Origin of the sequence: Streptomyces himalayensis subsp. himalayensis (genome assembly GCF_013778455.1) — a bacterium.
GTDB lineage: Bacteria > Actinomycetota > Actinomycetes > Streptomycetales > Streptomycetaceae > Streptomyces > Streptomyces himalayensis.
On sequence record NZ_JACEHE010000038.1, the window covers coordinates 44,791 to 62,030 of the forward strand.

General features: G+C 68.7%; 13 protein-coding genes. 2 read left to right on the top strand and 11 right to left on the bottom strand.

Annotated features, from left to right (window positions below; genetic code table 11):
- Nucleotides 1-3: 3 nt before the first annotated feature.
- The 7 genes from H1D24_RS36385 to H1D24_RS36415 all read right to left on the bottom strand — a co-directional run bounded on the left by H1D24_RS36385 (nt 4) and on the right by H1D24_RS36415 (nt 10,466).
- Nucleotides 4-1,236: a sarcosine oxidase subunit beta family protein gene (locus H1D24_RS36385; protein WP_181662001.1), complete on the bottom strand. Its 1,233-nt coding sequence runs from the start codon at nt 1,234-1,236 to the stop codon at nt 4-6.
- Nucleotides 1,237-1,306: 70 nt separating this feature from the next.
- Nucleotides 1,307-2,167, bottom strand: a complete 861-nt coding sequence (locus H1D24_RS36390; RefSeq protein ID WP_181662002.1) for a bifunctional methylenetetrahydrofolate dehydrogenase/methenyltetrahydrofolate cyclohydrolase — start codon at nt 2,165-2,167, stop codon at nt 1,307-1,309.
- 36 nt (nt 2,168-2,203) lie between these two features.
- Entirely contained in the window at nt 2,204-4,642 is a 2,439-nt protein-coding gene (locus H1D24_RS36395) for a GcvT family protein (RefSeq protein WP_181662003.1), read from the bottom strand.
- Nucleotides 4,643-4,890: 248 nt separating this feature from the next.
- Nucleotides 4,891-5,868, bottom strand: a complete 978-nt coding sequence (locus H1D24_RS36400; RefSeq protein ID WP_181662004.1) for an ABC transporter substrate-binding protein — start codon at nt 5,866-5,868, stop codon at nt 4,891-4,893.
- A 13-nt stretch (nt 5,869-5,881) separates the two neighbouring features.
- The gene (locus tag H1D24_RS36405; RefSeq protein WP_181662005.1) at nt 5,882-7,891 is read right to left on the bottom strand and encodes an ABC transporter permease; all 2,010 of its coding nucleotides are present in this window, start codon (nt 7,889-7,891) and stop codon (nt 5,882-5,884) included.
- Nucleotides 7,891-8,976, bottom strand: a complete 1,086-nt coding sequence (locus H1D24_RS36410) for a quaternary amine ABC transporter ATP-binding protein (protein ID WP_181662006.1) — start codon at nt 8,974-8,976, stop codon at nt 7,891-7,893. Before H1D24_RS36410 ends, H1D24_RS36405 begins: the two co-directional genes overlap by 1 nt.
- A 20-nt stretch (nt 8,977-8,996) precedes the next feature.
- The gene (locus H1D24_RS36415) at nt 8,997-10,466 is read right to left on the bottom strand and encodes an aldehyde dehydrogenase family protein (RefSeq protein WP_181662007.1); all 1,470 of its coding nucleotides are present in this window, start codon (nt 10,464-10,466) and stop codon (nt 8,997-8,999) included.
- Nucleotides 10,467-10,686: 220 nt separating this feature from the next.
- On the opposite strand from H1D24_RS36415, the gene purU reads away from it, so the two are divergent.
- The gene (purU, locus tag H1D24_RS36420; RefSeq protein ID WP_181662008.1) at nt 10,687-11,559 is read left to right on the top strand and encodes a formyltetrahydrofolate deformylase; all 873 of its coding nucleotides are present in this window, start codon (nt 10,687-10,689) and stop codon (nt 11,557-11,559) included.
- Nucleotides 11,560-11,636: 77 nt separating this feature from the next.
- Here purU and H1D24_RS36425 read toward each other — a convergent pair whose 3' ends face one another.
- From H1D24_RS36425 to betA, 3 genes are read right to left on the bottom strand one after another with little or no spacing between them, the layout of a single operon-like run.
- Nucleotides 11,637-12,479 (bottom strand): alpha/beta fold hydrolase, encoded by an 843-nt coding sequence (locus H1D24_RS36425; protein WP_181662009.1) that lies wholly within the window; start codon nt 12,477-12,479, stop codon nt 11,637-11,639.
- Between the two features lie 12 nt (nt 12,480-12,491).
- Complete coding sequence (locus H1D24_RS36430) at nt 12,492-13,328, bottom strand: methylenetetrahydrofolate reductase (RefSeq protein ID WP_181662010.1); 837 nt, start codon at nt 13,326-13,328, stop codon at nt 12,492-12,494.
- 3 nt (nt 13,329-13,331) lie between these two features.
- Nucleotides 13,332-15,002 (bottom strand): choline dehydrogenase, encoded by a 1,671-nt coding sequence (gene betA / locus H1D24_RS36435; protein ID WP_181662011.1) that lies wholly within the window; start codon nt 15,000-15,002, stop codon nt 13,332-13,334.
- A 202-nt stretch (nt 15,003-15,204) separates the two neighbouring features.
- On the opposite strand from betA, the gene H1D24_RS36440 reads away from it, so the two are divergent.
- A complete protein-coding gene (locus H1D24_RS36440) occupies nt 15,205-15,951 on the top strand; it encodes an IclR family transcriptional regulator (protein ID WP_181662019.1) in 747 nt (248 codons plus the stop codon).
- A 1-nt stretch (nt 15,952) separates the two neighbouring features.
- Here H1D24_RS36440 and H1D24_RS36445 read toward each other — a convergent pair whose 3' ends face one another.
- Nucleotides 15,953-17,083 carry an aromatic ring-hydroxylating oxygenase subunit alpha gene (locus H1D24_RS36445; RefSeq protein ID WP_181662012.1) on the bottom strand — a complete coding sequence of 377 codons (1,131 nt, stop codon included), beginning with the start codon at nt 17,081-17,083 and terminating at the stop codon, nt 15,953-15,955.
- Nucleotides 17,084-17,240 lie beyond the last annotated feature (157 nt).

Sequence of the window (17,240 nt, forward strand, 5' to 3'; positions counted from 1 at the left end):
TCCCTAGTGGGCCACCGCGGCCGCGCCGTGCTCGTCGACGAGCGCGCCGGTGGTGAAACGGTCGAGCGAGAAGGGGGCGTTGAGGGCGTGCGGGGTGTCGTGGGCGATGGTGTGGGCGTAGACCCAGCCGACGCCCGGGGTGGCCTTGAAACCGCCCGTTCCCCAGCCGCAGTTGAGGTAGAGGTTGTCGACGGGGGTGAGCCCGATGATCGGCGAGGCGTCGGGGCTGACGTCCACGATGCCGCCCCAGGTGCGCAGGACGTGGGCGCGGGCGAAGACCGGGAACAGCTCCAGGGCCGCCGACATCTGCTCTTCGATGATGTGGAAGGCGCCGCGCTGGGTGTAGGAGTTGTACGCGTCGATGCCCGCTCCCATGACCAGCTCGCCCTTGTGGGCCTGGCTGACGTACACGTGAACCGCGTTGGACATGACGACGGTCGGGTGCACGGGCTCCAGCAGCTCCGACACGAGCGCCTGCAACGGGTGGCTCTGGAGGGGGAGTTCGATGCCCGCCATCGCGGCGAGGACCGAGGTGTGGCCCGCCGAGCAGAGCGCCACCTTGCCCGCCGCGATGGGGCCGAGGTTGGTCTGGACTCCGACCACCCGACCACCGACCACATCCAGACCCGTGACCTCGCAGTTCTGGATGATGTCGATGCCGGCGGCGTCCGCGGAGCGGGCCAGGCCCCAGGCTACGTAGTCGTGCTTGGCGATGCCTGCGCGCGGCTGGTAGGTGGCGCCCAGGACCGGATAGCGCACGTCCGGTGAGATGTTGACGATGGGGCAGACTTCCTTGACGCCGTCCGCGTCGAGCCACTCCGCGTCGACACCGTTGAGGCGGTTCGCCTCCACGCGGCGCACGCTGTCGCGCACGTCCTGAAGGCTGTGCGCGAGGTTCAGCACGCCGCGCTGGGAGAAGAGGATCGGGTAGTCGAGCTCCTCCGCCAGTCCCTCCCACAACTTGAGCGCGTGCTCGTAGATGCCGGCGCTCTCGTCCCACAGGTAGTTGGAGCGGATGATCGTGGTGTTGCGGGCCATGTTGCCGCCCGCCAGCCAGCCCTTCTCCAGCACGGCGACGTTCGTGATGCCGTGGTTCTTCGCCAGGTAGTGGGCAGTGGCCAGACCGTGTCCGCCGCCGCCGACGATCACTACGTCGTACGACCGCTTGGGCTCGGGCGTACGCCACAGCCAGTCCGGGTGGTCGGGGAGCTCGGCGCCGGGCGTGCGGAGGCTCATCGGGCGTCTCCGTCTTCTGGAAGATCTTCTGAAAGGTGCGGATACTGCGGGTACGTGGGAACTGGGGCGTTCATTCGGCGTTCGCGTTCCTCTCGGCCGCCTCGACGACGTTGGCCAGCAACATCGCTCGGGTCATGGGGCCCACACCGCCGGGCATGGGCGCGATCCAGCCGGCCACCTGGGCGGCGTCCGGGTGGATGTCGCCGACCAGGCCCTGGTCGGTGCGGGTGATGCCGACGTCCAGGACCGCGGCGCCGGGGCGCAGCATGTCCTTGGTGACCAGGCCTGGCGAGCCGGCGGCCGCGATGACGATGTCGGCCTCGCGTACGTGCGAGGCCAGGCCCTTGGTGCCGGTGTGGCACAGGGTCACGGTGGCGTTCTCGGAGCGGCGGGTCAGCAGCAGGCCGATGGGACGTCCGACGGTGATGCCCCGGCCGATCACGCACACCTGCGCTCCGGCGAGGGGCACGTCGTGGCGGCGGAGCAGTTCGACGATGCCGCGCGGGGTGCACGGCAGCGGGGCCTCGACGCCCAGGACGAGCCGGCCGAGGTTGACGGGGTGCAGGCCGTCGGCGTCCTTGGCCGGGTCCATGCGTTCCAGTACGGCGCCCGCGTCCAGGTGGCGCGGGAGCGGGAGCTGGACGATGTAGCCGGTGCAGGCCGGGTCGGCGTTGAGCTCGTCGATCGTCTCCTCGACCTGCTGCTGCGACGCGTCGGCGGGCAGGTCCCGGCGGATGGACGCGATGCCCACCTGGGCGCAGTCGCGGTGCTTTCCGGCGACGTAGGCGTGACTGCCCGGGTCGTCGCCGACCAGCACGGTGCCCAGGCCCGGCGGGCGGCCGGCGGTGGCCGTCAACTTGGCCACGCGCTCCGCGAGTTCGCGGCGGATGTCGGCTGCGGTCGCCTTGCCGTCGAGCAGCTGTGCGTTCACCGGCGGTGTTCCTTCCCTCGGAATCGACGCGGGGTGTCAGCCACGGAGGCGGGACATGGTGGGGTCGAACAGGGGCTCCTCGGCGACGACCGCCTCGACGCGCTGGTCGAAGTAGCCGATGTGCACGGTCGTGCCGGGGGCGGTGAGCTCGGCCGGGAGCCAGGCGTAGGCGATGCCCTTGCCGATCGCGTAGCCGTAGGCGGCGCTGGTGACGTAGCCGACGGCGCGGTCGCCGTCGTACACCGGCTCCTTGCCCATGACGACCGACTGCGGGTCGTCGATGGTGAGGCAGGTCAGCTTGCGCCGCACGTTCTCCTTACGGCGCTCCAGTGCGGCCTTGCCGATGAAGTCGTCCTTGTCGAGCTTGACGGCGAAGCCGACGCCGGCCTCGTAGGGGTCGTGCTCGTAGGTCATGTCGGTGCCGAAGGAGCGGTAGCCCTTCTCCAGACGGAGGCTGTTGAAGGCACCACGGCCGGCGATGACGCCGCCGAGGGGCCCCGCCGCCTGCCACAGGGTGTCCCACAGCTTCAGGCCCTGGTCGGCGGTGGTGTAGAGCTCCCAGCCGAGTTCGCCTACGTACGACAGCCGCATCGCCGTGACCGGGACGCTGCCGACGTAGGCGCGCTTGGCGCGGAAGTACTTCAGGCCGTCGCCCGAGAAGTCCTCGTCCGTCAGGGGCTGCAGGACCTTGCGGGCGAGCGGGCCCCACAGGCCGATGCAGCAGGTGCCGGGGGTGATGTCCCGGACCTGGACCGTGCCGTCGGCGGGGAGGTGGCGGGTGAACCAGTCCAGGTCCAGGTTGCCGTTGGCGCCGACCTGGAACTGGTCGCGGGCCAGGCGGGCGACGGTGATGTCGCTGCGGATACCGCCGTCGTGGTCGAGGAGCAGGGTGTACGTGACCGAGCCGACGGACTTGGCGACCTTGCCGGTGCACAGGCGCTCCAGGAAGGCCGCTGCTCCGGGGCCCGTCACTTCCAGGCGCTTGAGGGCCGTCATGTCGTACATCGCGACGGTCTCGCGGGTGACCTGGGCCTCGGCGCCGACGATGGGCGACCAGTACTGCGCGGCCCAGTCGTTGGGGGTGGGGATGCTGCGGCCTTCGACGAGGGGCGCGTTGGCCTCGTACCACTGCGGGCGCTCCCAGCCGCCCGCCTCCAGGAAGAAGGCGCCGTGCTCCTGCTGGCGGGCGTGGAAGGGGCTGGTGCGGATCGGGCGCGGCTTCCCGGACGGCTGGAGGGGGTGAAGGATGTCGTAGACCTCGACGAAGTTCTGGCAGTCGCGGGCCAGGACGTACTCCGGGGACAGCTGGTGCGGCTCGAAGCGGTTGACGTCGCACTCGTGCAGGTCGAAGGACGAGCAGTAGCCGTCGACCAGCCATTCGGCCATCGCCCGGCCCACACCCGCGGAGTGGGTGACCCACACGGCCTCGGCGACCCAGAAGCCCTTGACGTCCGGGGACTCGCCGAGGAGCGGGAAGTTGTCGGTGGTGAAGGAGAACAGGCCGTTGATGCCCTCCTCCACCTTCGCTTCCTTGGTCGCGGGCAGCAGGGACTGGGTCTCCGTCCAGGCGTCCTCGAAGTCCTCCTCGGTGAACTTCAGGACCGACGGCATCGCCTCGGCCTCGTCCACGGAGAGGATGTCGTCGGCGGAGATCGGCATCGGGCGGTGGCCGTAGTAGCCGATGCCCAGGCCGTCGTAGCGGTCGCGGTAGTAGAGGTCGGCGTCCTGGTGGCGCAGGATCGGGCGGACCGCCTCCTCGGTCTGGCCGGCCAGGGCCGGTATCGGGCCTGTCCAGGCCAACTGGTGGGCGAGCGGGGTGAGCGGAAGGTTCATGCCGACCATGCGGGCGATCTTGGGGCCCCAGATGCCGGCGCAGCACACGACGATGTCGGCGGGGATCTCGCCCTGGTCGGTCAGGACGCCGGTCACCTGGCCGTCGGCCTGCAGTACGTCGAGGACCTCGTGGCGGGCCAGGAAGCGGACGCCGCGCTCGGTTGCCCGGCGGATCTGCGCCTCGACGGCGAGGACGGCCTTGGCGAGGCCGTCCGTCGGCACCAGGAGGCCGCCGAGGACCTTGTCGCGGTTGACGAGGGGGTGCTGCTCGACGCACTCGTCGGCGGTCACGAGCCGGGACTCGATGCCCCAGGCCGTGATCCAGCCGTGGCGGCGGTGCAGTTCCGTGAGGCGCTCCGGGGTGGTCGCCACTTCCAGCCCGCCGACCTGCAGGAAGCAGGGCTTGCCGTCGACGTCGAGGGAGCAGAACTTCTCGACGGTGTAGCGGGCCAGCTCGGTCATGGTCTTGGAGGAGTTCGTCTGGAAGACCAGGCCCGGGGCGTGCGAGGTGGAGCCCCCGGTGGCGGGGAGCGGGCCCTGGTCGACCACGGTCACCTCGGTCCAGCCTCGCGCGGAGATCTCGTCCGCGAGTGCCGCGCCAACGACTCCCGCTCCGATGATGACCACTCGGGGTCCCGCCATCGCCGCACCTCCGGTTTGATAACCAGTCCAGCCGATCCAGTTGCTATCTACGCAACTTGATTCAGGTTGCGCAACTCAATGTGCCTGCCGTGCAAGTGGGTGTCAAGGGGTCCGCGACCTCGGAAAACCGGCGTGAACACGGCAATGCCCGGTGGGCGGTGCGCGCGAGGTGCGCACCGCCCACCGGGCATCTTTCGACCGGCTTCCTACTGCCGTTTCGACCGGCTTCCGGCTCCCGGCTTCAGGCGCTACTTGATCCAGGCGTCCACCTTGTCGCGGTTGGCCTCGACCCACTTCTTGGCCGCCGCCTCGGGGGTCATCTTGTCCACCGCGATGTACTTCGCCACGATGTTCTGGTCGTCGTTCGTCCAGGTGAAGTTCTTCACCAGGTCATAGGCCGGGCTGCCCGACTTGGCGAACTTCGCGCTGACGATCTTGTCCAGCTTGTACACGGGGTAGTCGCAGTCGACCTTCTCGGCGTCGGCGTCGCAGCCCGCCTTGTACTCGGGCAGCTTGACCTTCACCAGCGGCACCTCGGACATGAACCACTGTGGCTCGTAGAAGTAGCCGATCACCCATTCCTTGTCCTTCTCCGCCTTGCGGAAGGCCTGGATGAGCGCGGTCTCGCTGCCCGCGTACACGACTTTGTAGTCCAGCTTCAGGTTCTTCACCAGGGCCTCGTCGTTGGTGACGAACGACGGGTCGCCGTCGAGGAGCTGGCCCTTGCCGCCGGACTCGGACGTCTTGAACTCGGCCGCGTACTTGTCGAGGTTGTTCCAGTCGAGGATGTCCGGGTGCGCCTTGGCCAGCCACGGCGGCACGTACCAGCCGATGAGGCCTTCGTTGCCTGTCGGGCCTGCGTCGACGGCGGTCTTCTGGTCGGTGATGTACTTCTTCTTCAGGTCGTCGTGACCCCAGTTCTCGACGACGGCGTCGACCTCGCCCGTCCCGAAGCCCTGCCAGGCGATCTCTTCCTTCAGGTCCTTCTTGGTGACCTTGCAGCCGAGGTCGTTCTCCGCGACGTAGGCGATGACCGCCGCGTTGGCCTCGTAACCCACCCACGGGTTGACCGCGATGTTGAAGGTGCCGCACTTGCCGGAGCTGCCCGAGCCGCCGGCGTCCGAGGAGCTGTCACCGACCTTCGCACCGCCGCAGGCGGTGAGGGTGAGGCCGAGGACCGCTATGCCGGCCGCGCCGACTCTCCATTGTCTTGCTTGCCTTGGCATGGTCAGTTGCTCCTTACGCGCTGGTACGCCGCGCCGCTGCCTGAGTGATCCGGTCGAACATGACTCCGAGAAGGACGATGGCCAGCCCCGCGGCGAGCCCCTTCCCGTACAGCTGCCCCTGCGAGAAGCCGGCCACGACGTCGTAGCCGAGGGCGCCCGCGCCTACCAGGCCGCCCACAACAACCATCGACAGCACGTAGATCAGGCCCTGGTTGGTGGCGAGAGTCAGGGCGCCGCGTGCCATCGGCAGTTGGACCTTGGTGATGATCTGCCAGGTGTTGCACCCGGCAGCCGTGGCCGCCTCCACGGTGGTGGCGGGCACGTTCCGTACCCCGTCGGCGATGATCTTCATGGCGACGGGAGCCGCGTAGACGACGGCGGCGACGATCGCCGTGAAGCGGGTCGCGCCGAACAGCGCGAGGAACGGTACGAGATAGACGAACGGCGGCATGACCTGGGCCGCGTCCAGAGTGGGCCTGAGCAGCCGGTCCACGAGCGCGCTGCGTCCCATCCACACGCCGAAGACGATGCCGAGCAGCATCACGAGCACCGTGGCGACGACGGTCGACGCCAGCGTTGTCATGCTGTCCGACCACACCCCGGTGCCGACCAGCAGGCCCACGCACACCGCCGTGGTGATGCCGGCGCGCCAGCCGCCCAGGACGACGCCGAGCGCGATCAGGGCCGCGCCGACGAGCCACCACGGGGAGTCGGTGAGCAGTGTCTGGAACGGGTTGAGCAGACCGTTGGTGATGGCGTCACGGAAGGCGTTGGTGATACCCGACAGGCTGTCCTGCGCCCAGGTGGTCACGGTGTCGGCCCCGCTCGAGATGGCACTGCCGGTGCCTCCCTCGCCGGGGAACTCCGCCGCCCATAGATAGGTGTGGGACAGGTACACAAGGACCGCGGCGACTACTCCGCCTGCCCCCAGCAACGGCCGCCGCCACTTGGCGAATCGGTTCCCCGAGCGCCGGGCCGACTCCGCCCGTGCGCTGGCCGCGGTGGTGACGCGGTCCAGCACGATGGCCATGACGACGATGGCCAGACCCGCGTTGAAGGCCGTGCCGACGTCGAGCGACTGGAGCGCCTGGACGACCGTCTTGCCGAGGCCGGGCGCGTCGATCAGGGCGGCGATGGTCACCATGGCCAGGGCGGCCATGATGGTCTGGTTCACGCCCATGACCACGGTCCGCTTGGACATCGGCAGCAGCACCTTCATCAGGGCCTGCCGTCGTGTCGCCCCCAGCGAGTCGGCCGCCTCGACCGTCGTCTCCGGTACGGCGCGGATGGCGTGTGCGGTGATACGGATGGCGGGCGGCGCCGCGTAGATCAGCGTGGCGATGGTGGCGGAGGCCGGACCGATGAGGAAGAACAGGGTGAGCGGAGCCAGGTAGACGAAGGTCGGCATCGTCTGCATGAAGTCCAGGAAGGGCGTCATGATCCGGTTGACCCGGTCGGACAGCCCCGCCCACACACCCAGCGGAATCGCGAACAGCAGCGCCACGAAGACGGCGGAGACGGTGAGCGCCAGGGTGTCCATGCTCTCCTGCCACAAGCCCTGCAGGCCCAGGAAGGTGAAGCCGGCCACCGCCAGCAGCGCGACCCGCCAGTTGCCCACGGCCCAGGAGACATAGCCCGCGATGCCGACGACGCCGAGCCACCCGATCTGCGGGACGGGACGGTCGGCGGAGGGCTGCGAGATCAGCTCCTGTACGAAGGTCACCAGAGTGTCGATGACCAGGCGGATCTCGTTGAAGAAGTACAGGAAGAGCGGGTTGGAGTTGCGGTTCGCGCCGATCGAGTCGTTGACGTCGTTGAACCACCGGTGCAGATCGGTCAGATCCGCCGCCGCCAGGGCGAGGGTCTGCTTCCCGCGCAGCACGAGGAACAGCACCAGCCAGACGACGAGGATCGCCGCCACCACCGTGGACCGGCTGACCTTGCGCACCCGCTTGACGGGAGCGGCCGGCTCCACGGCCTGAGTCTTCTCCGGTTTCTCTGTCTTCTCCACGGCGACGGTCATCACGCGCCGCCTTCCTGCCCGGCGACCACCGCGAGGATCTCCTCGTCACCGACGATGCCGAGCAGCTTGCCGTTCTCGACGACCTTGACCGGCTTATCGGCCGCCAGCACCGCCCGGGTGGCCTCCTTCACCACGACGTCCGGGCCGAGCTCGGGACCGTCCAGGGCATCGCCGTCCGCCGGCGGGCGCATGATCCAGCGCAGGGTGAGCACGTCGCCGCGCGGCACGTCCTTCACGAACTCGCGCACGTAGTCGTCCGCCGGGGCGCCCACCAGCTCGTCGCCGGTGCCGCACTGGACCATCTTGCCGTCGCGCATGATCAGGATGCGGTCGCCCAGCTTGAGGGCCTCGGAGAGGTCGTGGGTGATGAACACCATCGTCTTGCCGACCTCGCGGTGCAGGCGGATGACCTCGTTCTGCATGTCACGGCGGATCAGCGGGTCGAGCGCCGAGAACGGCTCGTCGAAGAAGAGCACGTCCGGATCACCGGCCAGTGCACGGGCCAGGCCGACGCGCTGCTGCATTCCGCCGGAGAGCTGGTCGGGGTAGGAGTTCTCGTATCCGGAGAGGCCGACCAGTTCGACGACCTCCAGGGCCCGCTTGGTGCGCTCCGCCTTGCTCATGCCGCGGATCTCCAAGCCGAACGAGACGTTGTCGACGACCTTGCGGTGGGGCAGCAGACCGAAGTGCTGGAAGACCATGGAGAACTTGCGGCGCCGCAGTTCGCGCAGGCGCCTGGCGTCCGCGCCGCGGATGTCCTCGCCCTCGAAGACGACCTCGCCGGCGGTGGGTTCGATCAGCCGGGTCAGACATCGCACCAGCGTTGACTTTCCGGAGCCGGACAGGCCCATCACGACGAAGACCTCGCCGGGCGAGACGTCGAAGTGGACGTCTCGCACGGCCGCGGTGCATCCGGTGCGGTCCATGAGCTCGCGGCGGGTGAGCCCGCACAGCTCCTCGGAGTCCGGCACCTGGTCGGCCTTCGGCCCGAACACCTTCCACAGCCTGCGCACGGAGATGACCGGGGTGGAGCCCGAGTCCTGGGGCGTGCCGCGCCGCTGCGGCACCTCGGTCTGTGTGGTCACGTTCGACCTTCTTTCGGCGTTCAGCCGCGGAACCAGTGCTGCGGCCGGGGTTGGATGTTCTGCCAGATGTGCTTGGGCTCTCGGTACTCGTTCAGGCCGGTCGGTCCCAGCTCCCGGCCCACGCCCGAATGCCCGAAGCCACCCCATTCCGCTTGCGGCACATAGGGGTGGTAGTCGTTGATCCACACCGTGCCGTGGCGCAGCCGCCGGCCGACCCGCTGGGCCTTGCCGGCGTCCTGCGTCCACACGGCCCCGGCGAGTCCGTACTCGGTGTCGTTGGCGATGCGTACGGCGTCGTCCTCGTCGGTGAAGCGCTCCACGGTGAGCACGGGCCCGAAGGACTCCTCGTGCACCACGCGCATGTCCTGCCGGCACTCGTCGAGCACGGTGGGCAGGAAGTAGTGGCCGCCTCCCAGCGCGGGGTCGTCGGGCCGCGCGCCGCCACAGCGCAGTACGGCACCTTCGGCGAGGCCGGCCGCGACGTACGCCTCGACCTTCTCCCGGTGCTGTGCGGAGATCAGCGCTCCGGTCTCGGCCTCGGGGTCGAAGGGCCCGCCGAGGCGGATCTGCCGGGCCCGGCGGACGACCTCGTCGACGAAGCGGTCGTGCAGGGAGTCCTCGACGATCAGCCGTGCACCTGCCGAGCAGACCTGCCCCGAGTGCAGGAAGACGGCCGTGAGGGCGAAGTCCACGGCCGTCTCGAAGTCGGCGTCGGCGAAGACGACGTTGGGGTTCTTGCCGCCGAGCTCCAGCGCGACCTTTTTCACGGTCGCAGCGGCGGTGGCCATGATGCGCTTGCCGGTCTCCAGACCACCGGTGAAGGAGACCATGTCGACCGCGGGGTCCTCGGAGAGCGGTGCGCCCACCTCGGGCCCGGTGCCCAGCACGAGATTGGCGGCGCCGGCCGGGAGCCCGGCCTCCTCCAGCGCCTTCATCAGCAGGATCGAGGTGGAGGGGGTGAGCTCACTGGGCTTGAGGACGATCGTGTTGCCGGCGAGGAGGGCGGGGGCCACCTTCCAGGAGGCTTGCAGCAGCGGGTAGTTCCAGGGGGTGATCAGCCCGCACACGCCGACCGGTTCGTACGTGACGCGGCTGAGGGCGTCGTCGCGACCGGTGTCGACGACGCGGCCTGCGCTGGTGCCCGCGATGCCGCCGTAGTAGCGGAAGCAGGAGACGACATCGGCGATGTCGTACTCGCTCTCCACCAGCCGCTTGCCGGTGTCCAGCGATTCGGCGCGGGCGAACTCCTTGGCGTCGCGCTCGATGAGGTCGGCCGTGCGCAGCAGCAGCGCGCCGCGCTCCCGCTCGGGAGTGCTCGGCCAGGGCCCCTCGTCGAAGGCACGGCGGGCCGCGGCGATCGCGGCCTCGGCGTCGGGGCGTGTCCCTTCCGAGACGGTCGCCGAGAGCGTGCCGTCAGCGGGACATCGGATGTCCCGGCATCCACCGGCCACCGGGTCCCGCCATTCGCCATCCACATACAGGTCTGCCACGCCCCGAGCCTTTCAACTGAAATTCGTTGCGCATCGTGCACCCGATTGCTTGTGGTGGAACACCCTGGCGAATGTCCAGACAGACGTCAAGAGGATGGCCGATGACGATTTCACCATGTGCCCCTTTTACCCGCCCGCCCTTGACCGCAGGCGGCACCAAGTCGACCATGTTGCGTATCGCTCACCTTGTTGTGCAATGCGCACCAGCGGAGGCCACCCCATGTCCCCTCGACCGCAACCTGGCCGTGAGTACGTCCTCACCCTCTCCTGTCCCGACAGCGCGGGACTGGTTCATGCCGTGAGCGGCTTCCTCGTCAGGAACTCCGGCAACATCCTGGAAAGCCAGCAGTTCGACGATCGACTTCAAGGTCGTTTCTTCATGAGGGTCCACTTCGACGTTTCCGATCCGAACGCCGATCTGGAAAAACTGCGTTACCGGTTCGGTCCCGTGGCCCAGGCCTACGGCATCTCCTGGACCCTGAGCGACGCGGCCACACCTACCCGGACGCTGATCATGGTGTCCAAGTTCGGCCACTGCCTGAACGACCTGCTCTTCCGCCGGCGCACCGGCGCCCTCAACATCGAGATCCCCGCGATCGTCTCCAATCACCGGGACTTCGAGAAACTCGCGGAGACGTACGGCATCCCTTTCCATCACATCCCGGTGACCAAGGAGACCAAGCCCGAGGCCGAGGCGCGGCTGCTTGAGCTCGTGCGTGAGCTGGGCATCGATCTGGTGGTGCTGGCCCGCTACATGCAGGTCCTCTCCGACGACCTGTGCAAGGAGCTGGAGGGCCGCGCCATCAACATCCATCACTCCTTCCTCCCCAGTTTCAAGGGCGCGCGCCCCTACGAGCAGGCCTACGCGCGCGGCGTCAAGCTCGTCGGCGCGACGGCGCACTATGTGACCCCGGACCTGGACGAGGGCCAGATCATCGACCAGGACGTGGTCAGGGTGGACCACTCGCTCGACCCCGGCGACCTGGTCACCGTCGGTCGGGACGTGGAGGCGCAGGTGCTCGCGCACGCTGTGAAGTGGCACAGCGAGAGCCGCGTGATGGTGGACGGCAACCGCACGGTGGTCTTCCGCTGAGCCGCACTCACCGTGGGGCGGGACCGGCTTCCGGTCCCGCCCCTGTCGTATACGGTCCCGGGCGCGCCGCCCCTCGGTCACAGCGGCTGCTGGAGGAAGGCGATGAGTGCGGCGGTGAGTTCCGCGGGGGCGTCCTCCTGGACGAGGTGGCCCGCGCCGGCGATCGGTTCGAAGCGAGCGCCGGGGATGAGCGCGGCGAGTTCACGCCCCTTCGCCACCGGGATCCAGCTGTCGTCCTCGCCCCAGCAGACGAGGGTGGGGATGCCGATCCCGCTGTACCGGCCCTGGATCTCGTCGGTGTAACGCTGGTCGGCCTGGGCGATCTGCCGGTAGAAGGCTGCTTGGCCGGGGCCGTCCAGCCAGGGCGCGACGAGCCGGTCGAGGACCGCGGGATGCAGGCCGGGACTGCTCGCGGAGGTGACGTACTCGCGCACCAGGGCTGCGTGGAGCGCCGGCGGCAACTGCTCGAAGACGTCGGCGTGCTCGCCGACGAGCCGGAAGAACGGGGAACCCCACGGGGCCAGCGCGACCGGGTCGACCAGGGCGAGGGCCCGGTAGCGGGCGCCGTGCAACAGGTGCCCCCGCAGGGCGACGGCGCCGCCGAAGTCATGGGCGACGACTAGAGGTTCCTCCAGGCCCCAGTGGCTCAGGAGTTCGGTGAAGACGCGGCCCTGCGCGGCCAGGGACACGTCCTGTCCCGCGGCCTTCTCGGAGGTCCCGTATCCGGGCATGTCCCAGACGAACACCTGGTGGTGGCGGGTGAGCGAGCGGGCGACGGCACGCCAGACGTACGAGGAGAAGGGGGTGCCGTGCAGCAGGACGACCGGTGGTCGGCCGGGCTGCCCCAACCGGTCCCAGCGGACGTCACCTGAGGTGCTGGTGAAGGTTCGGGTCAGCTGCCAATCGGTGTCGGTTGTCATCCTTCTCCCGGTTCAGCCGCCCAGCCGGTCCAGCAGCGCGCGGCGCCACCGCTCCGTTTCGGCGATCTGATTGAACGTGAACAGGTGCAGACCGGCCACTCCCGCCGAGGGAGCGGTGAGGGCCTCCTCCGTGCGGGACAGCAACCTCTCGGGGGCGTACCCTCCCGGCGTCGCGAAACGCACGAACCACGAGGCGTGCTTCGTCAGGAAGCGCGTCGACTCCCCCACACCGATCTTCGTGGCCATCGCCAGCAGCTTCGCCCGCTGCACGGGCCCCGCGATGCCCACATGGACCGGCAGGGTGACGTCCCGGCGTCGTATACGAGCGAGCCACTCCCCCAGCACTCGCGGGTCGAAGCACAGGTTGCTCACGATGTACGTGGCGTGCTCGCGCTTGTCCCACATCGCCTGGATGGTGAGGTCGTCGTGGATGAGGGGGTGGCTCTCGGGATAGCCGGTGACGCCGACATGGGCGAAGGGACTGCCCAGCTCGGTCAGCCTGCGCAGCACCGGTAGCGCCCCGTCGTATGCCCCGGCAGGCGGGTCGGCGTCGCCGGCCGGGACGAAGACGTCGTCCACGCCCGCCTCGCGCAGCCGGCCCGTGACCTCCTTCAGGTGCAGGTCGTCCCGCAGCAGCCGCGCCGGGACGTGCGGGACGACCCGGTAGCCGTGCGCCGCGAGCCGGCCGGCGAGGTCGAGCGTCGGTTCCAGGCCCTTGACCGGCGACGCCGTCACGGTGACGACGACGTCGCGCGGGACATGGGCGAGGACCTTGTCCTCGGTCGCCTTCGCGGGCAGCACCTCGTAGCGGACGCTGTCCAGCAGCGCCCGGAGCCCTGCGGCGCCCAACGCCTACTCCGCCTGCTTCTGGACGTCACGGTGGCGGTAGTACGCGGCCTTCGACGGCGCCAGCGGCTCCTTGCCGAGGATCAGGTCGGCCGCCTTCTCGGCGATCATCATCACCGGCGCGTAGATGTTGCCGTTGGTGACGTACGGCATGACGGAGGCGTCCACCACGCGCAGGCCCTCCACGCCGTGCACCCGCATGCTGGTGGGGTCGACGACGGACATCTCGTCGGTGCCCATCTTGCAGGTGCAGGACGGGTGCAGGGCGGTCTCGCCGTCCTTGGCGACCCAGGCGAGGATCTCCTCGTCCGTCTCGACGGACGGTCCCGGCGAGATCTCCCCGTCGCTGTAGGGGGCGAGCGCGGGCTGGTTGAGGAGCTTGCGGGCCACCCGGATCGCCTCGACCCATTCGCGGCGGTCCTGCTCGGTGGAGAGGTAGTTGAAGCGCAGGGCGGGGTGTTCGCGCGGGTCCTTGCTCTTGATCTTCACCGAGCCGATGGCGTCGGAGTACATGGGCCCGACATGCACCTGGTAGCCGTGGCCGCCGGCGGGCACGGAGCCGTCGTAGCGGACCGCGATGGGCAGGAAGTGGAACATCAGGTTGGGGTAGTCCACGTCCTCGTTGCTGCGCGCGAAGCCGCCCGCCTCGAAGTGGTTCGTGGCGGCCGGACCCTTGCGGAAGAGCCACTGCAGCCCGATGAAGGGGGCGCGCCACTTCGCCAGGTACGGCTGCATGGAGACGGGCTGCTTGCAGGCGTACTGGATGTAGACCTCAAGGTGGTCCTGCATGTTCTCGCCGACGCCCGGGAGGTCGTGGACGACGTCGATGCCGAGGGCCCTCAGTTCCTCGGCGTTCCCGACGCCGGAGAGTTGGAGCAGCTGCGGGGAGTTGATGGCGCCGCCGCAGAGGACGACCTCCTTGGCGCGGACCTGCTGGAGGGCGCCCTTGCCGCGCTGGTACTCGACGCCGACGGCCTTCTTGCCCTCGAAGAGAACGCGGGTGACCAGGGCGCGGGTGGTGACGGTGAGGTTGGGCCGCTTCCGGGCGGGCTTCAGGTACGCCTTCGAGGCCGAGAGCCGACGACCGCGGTGGACGTTCCGGTCGAACTTGGCGAAGCCTTCCTGCCGGTAACCGTTGACGTCGTCGGTGGGGGCGTAGCCCGCCTCCTGGGTGGCTTTGAGGAAGGCGCCGAAGAGCGGATTGGCAGCCGGGCCACGCTCCAGGACGAGGGGGCCGTCGTGGCCGCGGAACTCGTCGTCCGGGTCGGCCGCGAGGCAGTTCTCCATCCGCCGGAAGTACGGCAGACAGTGTGCGTAGTCCCAGGTCTCCATGCCGGGGTCGGCGGCCCAGCGCTCGTAGTCCATGGGGTTGCCGCGCTGGAAGATCATGCCGTTGATGCTGCTGGAGCCGCCCAGCACCTTGCCGCGCGCGTGGTAGATGCGCCTGCCGCCCATGTGGGGTTCGGGCTCGGACTCGTACTTCCAGTCGTAGAACCGGCTGCCGATCGGGTAGGTCAGCGCCGCGGGCATGTGGATGAAGACATCCCACGGGTAGTCCGACCGGCCTGCCTCCAGGACCAACACCCGGTTGGCCGGGTCAGCGGAGAGTCTGTTCGCCAGTGCACTGCCGGCCGAACCGCCGCCGACGATGACGAAGTCGTACTGCAAGGGAGCCATGGTGCCTCGTCTCGCTCGCGCCGTAGATATGCGAGGCATGCTAGACCCAGTCGCGTTATACGCACCAGGTTGCGAAGCGCGCAACTTCCGATGTCTTCGTTTCGGTGCCGTTACTTGCAGGGGCGTTGTTTACTACGCGTATAGTTTCACTGTGAGCAACTACAGCCCTGACACAGAAACGTCGAATTCGCAAGCCGGCGGCGTGCAGTCGGTGGACCGCGCTATCAGCGTCCTGGAGATCCTGGCCCAGCGTGGCGAAGCGGGCGTCAGTGAGGTGGCGGGCGAGATCGATGTGCACAAGTCCACCGCCTTCCGCCTGCTCGGTGCCCTGGAGGCGCGCGGTCTGGTGGAGCAGGCCGGTGAGCGCGGCAAGTACCGGCTCGGCTTCGGCATCGTTCGCCTGGCCGGCGCGGTCACCGGCCGTATCGACATCACTCAGCAGGGCCGCCCGGTCTGCGAACGCCTCGCCGAGGAGATCGGCGAAACCGTCAACATCGCCGTCATGCAGGAGCACTACGCGATCAACCTGTACCAGGTGCGCGGTCCGGGGGCCATTACCGCGCACAACTGGGTCGGCCAGCTGACTCCCCTGCACGCCACGTCGAGCGGCAAGATCCTGCTGGCTCATATGCCCGCGAAGGAGCGTGCCGCGCTGCTGTCCGCCGCCGGCATGAAGAAGGTCACCCCGCACACCATCACCGCGAAGACGAAGCTCGAGAAGAACCTCGCCGAGGCGCGGGAACGGGGCTACGCCTTCACCCTCGAGGAGCTGGAGATCGGTCTGCACGCCATGGCCGCGCCCATCCGCAACAGGGACGGCGAGGTCATCGCGGCGCTCAGCGCCTCCGGGCCGTCCTACCGGTTCACCGAGGAGCGCCTGCACGAGCTCTCCCCGGTGCTGCTCAAGGGCGCCGAGGAGATCAGCCACCGGATGGGCTACCTGGGCTGAGTCACCCCTGAGGGGTACCGAGGCGCTCGTTCACCCAGTCGTGGAAGGCGCCGATGTGGTGCTCGCTGGGCACCAGCACGCCACCCTTGGCGTACATCCGGGAGCTCATTCCGGGCTGCGTGCGCTCGCAGGCGTCGAAGTCCTGCTGATTGACCCGGTGGAAGAGTTCCACGGACCTGCTGACGTCCTTGCCGCTCTCGACGACGTGCGGCAGATACAGCCAGTCGCACTCGACGATCGTGCGGTCCACGGACACCGGATACATCCGGTGGAAGATCACGTGGTCGGGGACGAGGTTGATGAACACCTGGGGCTTGACGGTGATCGCGTAGTAGCGGCGGTCCTGATCCTCGGCGACCCCGGGAATGCGGTCCAGCCCCTCGGAGCCGTCGACGGTGAAGCCCTGGACGTCCTCGCCGAACTCGGCACCGTGGCCGACGTAGTACTGGGCGGCGTAACCGTCCGCGAACTCAGGGAGCACTTCGGTGAGTTCGGGGTGGATCGTGGCGCAGTGATAGCACTCCATGAAGTTCTCGATGATCAGCTTCCAGTTCGCCTTGACGTCGTAGACGATCCGCTTGCCGACGGAGAGGTTGTCGATGTCGTAGCGCTCGATCGACGCGACATCGCCGAGGCGGGCGACGATCTCGCCGATGACGTCCTCCTCGAAGGAGGGCGGGTTCTCCGCGAGGCAGACCCAGACATAGCCGAGCCATTCACGCACCGCCACGCTCACCAGGCCGTACTCGGTGCGGCCGACATCGGGCATCTTGGTGAGGTTGGGCGCCGCGACGAGCTTGCCGTTCAGGTCGTACGTCCAGGCGTGGTACGGGCACTGGAAGGCCCGCTTGACCTCGCCGGTCTCCTCGGTGCACAGCTTGGCTCCGCGGTGCCGGCACACGTTGAAGTACGCACGGATGGAGTTGTCACGCGCCCGCGTGACGAGGATGCTCTCGCGGCCCACGTCGACGGTGCGGAAGGCGCCGGGCTTCGCCAGCTCTGAGGCGCGCGCGACGCAGAACCACATGGTCTCGAATATGCGCTCCTGCTCCTGGGCGAAGATCTCCGGATCCGTGTAGGAGGAGCCGGGGAGAGTGGCGATCAGGCTGTCCGGCAGGCTGGTCGAGGTCACGGTGCACTCCTCGGGAGAACGTCGTGGAGGGGTCATTCACGCGCCGGGAAGAGCGACTCCGGACGGTGTTGTGTATGGAGCAACGCTGCGTGCTATATGCAACCGCAGCATGGGATGCCGCTGGGGCGGTGTCAAGATGCGGGCGATGTCAGGATGC

Coding starts and splice junctions, on each gene's coding strand:
- H1D24_RS36425 (WP_181662009.1), bottom strand. CDS start 12,479: ATGACAACCGACACCGATTGGCAGCTGACCCGAACCTTCACCAGCACC.
- H1D24_RS36405 (WP_181662005.1), bottom strand. CDS start 7,891: ATGACCGTCGCCGTGGAGAAGACAGAGAAACCGGAGAAGACTCAGGCC.
- betA (WP_181662011.1), bottom strand. CDS start 15,002: ATGGCTCCCTTGCAGTACGACTTCGTCATCGTCGGCGGCGGTTCGGCC.
- H1D24_RS36385 (WP_181662001.1), bottom strand. CDS start 1,236: ATGAGCCTCCGCACGCCCGGCGCCGAGCTCCCCGACCACCCGGACTGG.
- purU (WP_181662008.1), top strand. CDS start 10,687: ATGTCCCCTCGACCGCAACCTGGCCGTGAGTACGTCCTCACCCTCTCC.
- H1D24_RS36400 (WP_181662004.1), bottom strand. CDS start 5,868: ATGCCAAGGCAAGCAAGACAATGGAGAGTCGGCGCGGCCGGCATAGCG.
- H1D24_RS36395 (WP_181662003.1), bottom strand. CDS start 4,642: ATGGCGGGACCCCGAGTGGTCATCATCGGAGCGGGAGTCGTTGGCGCG.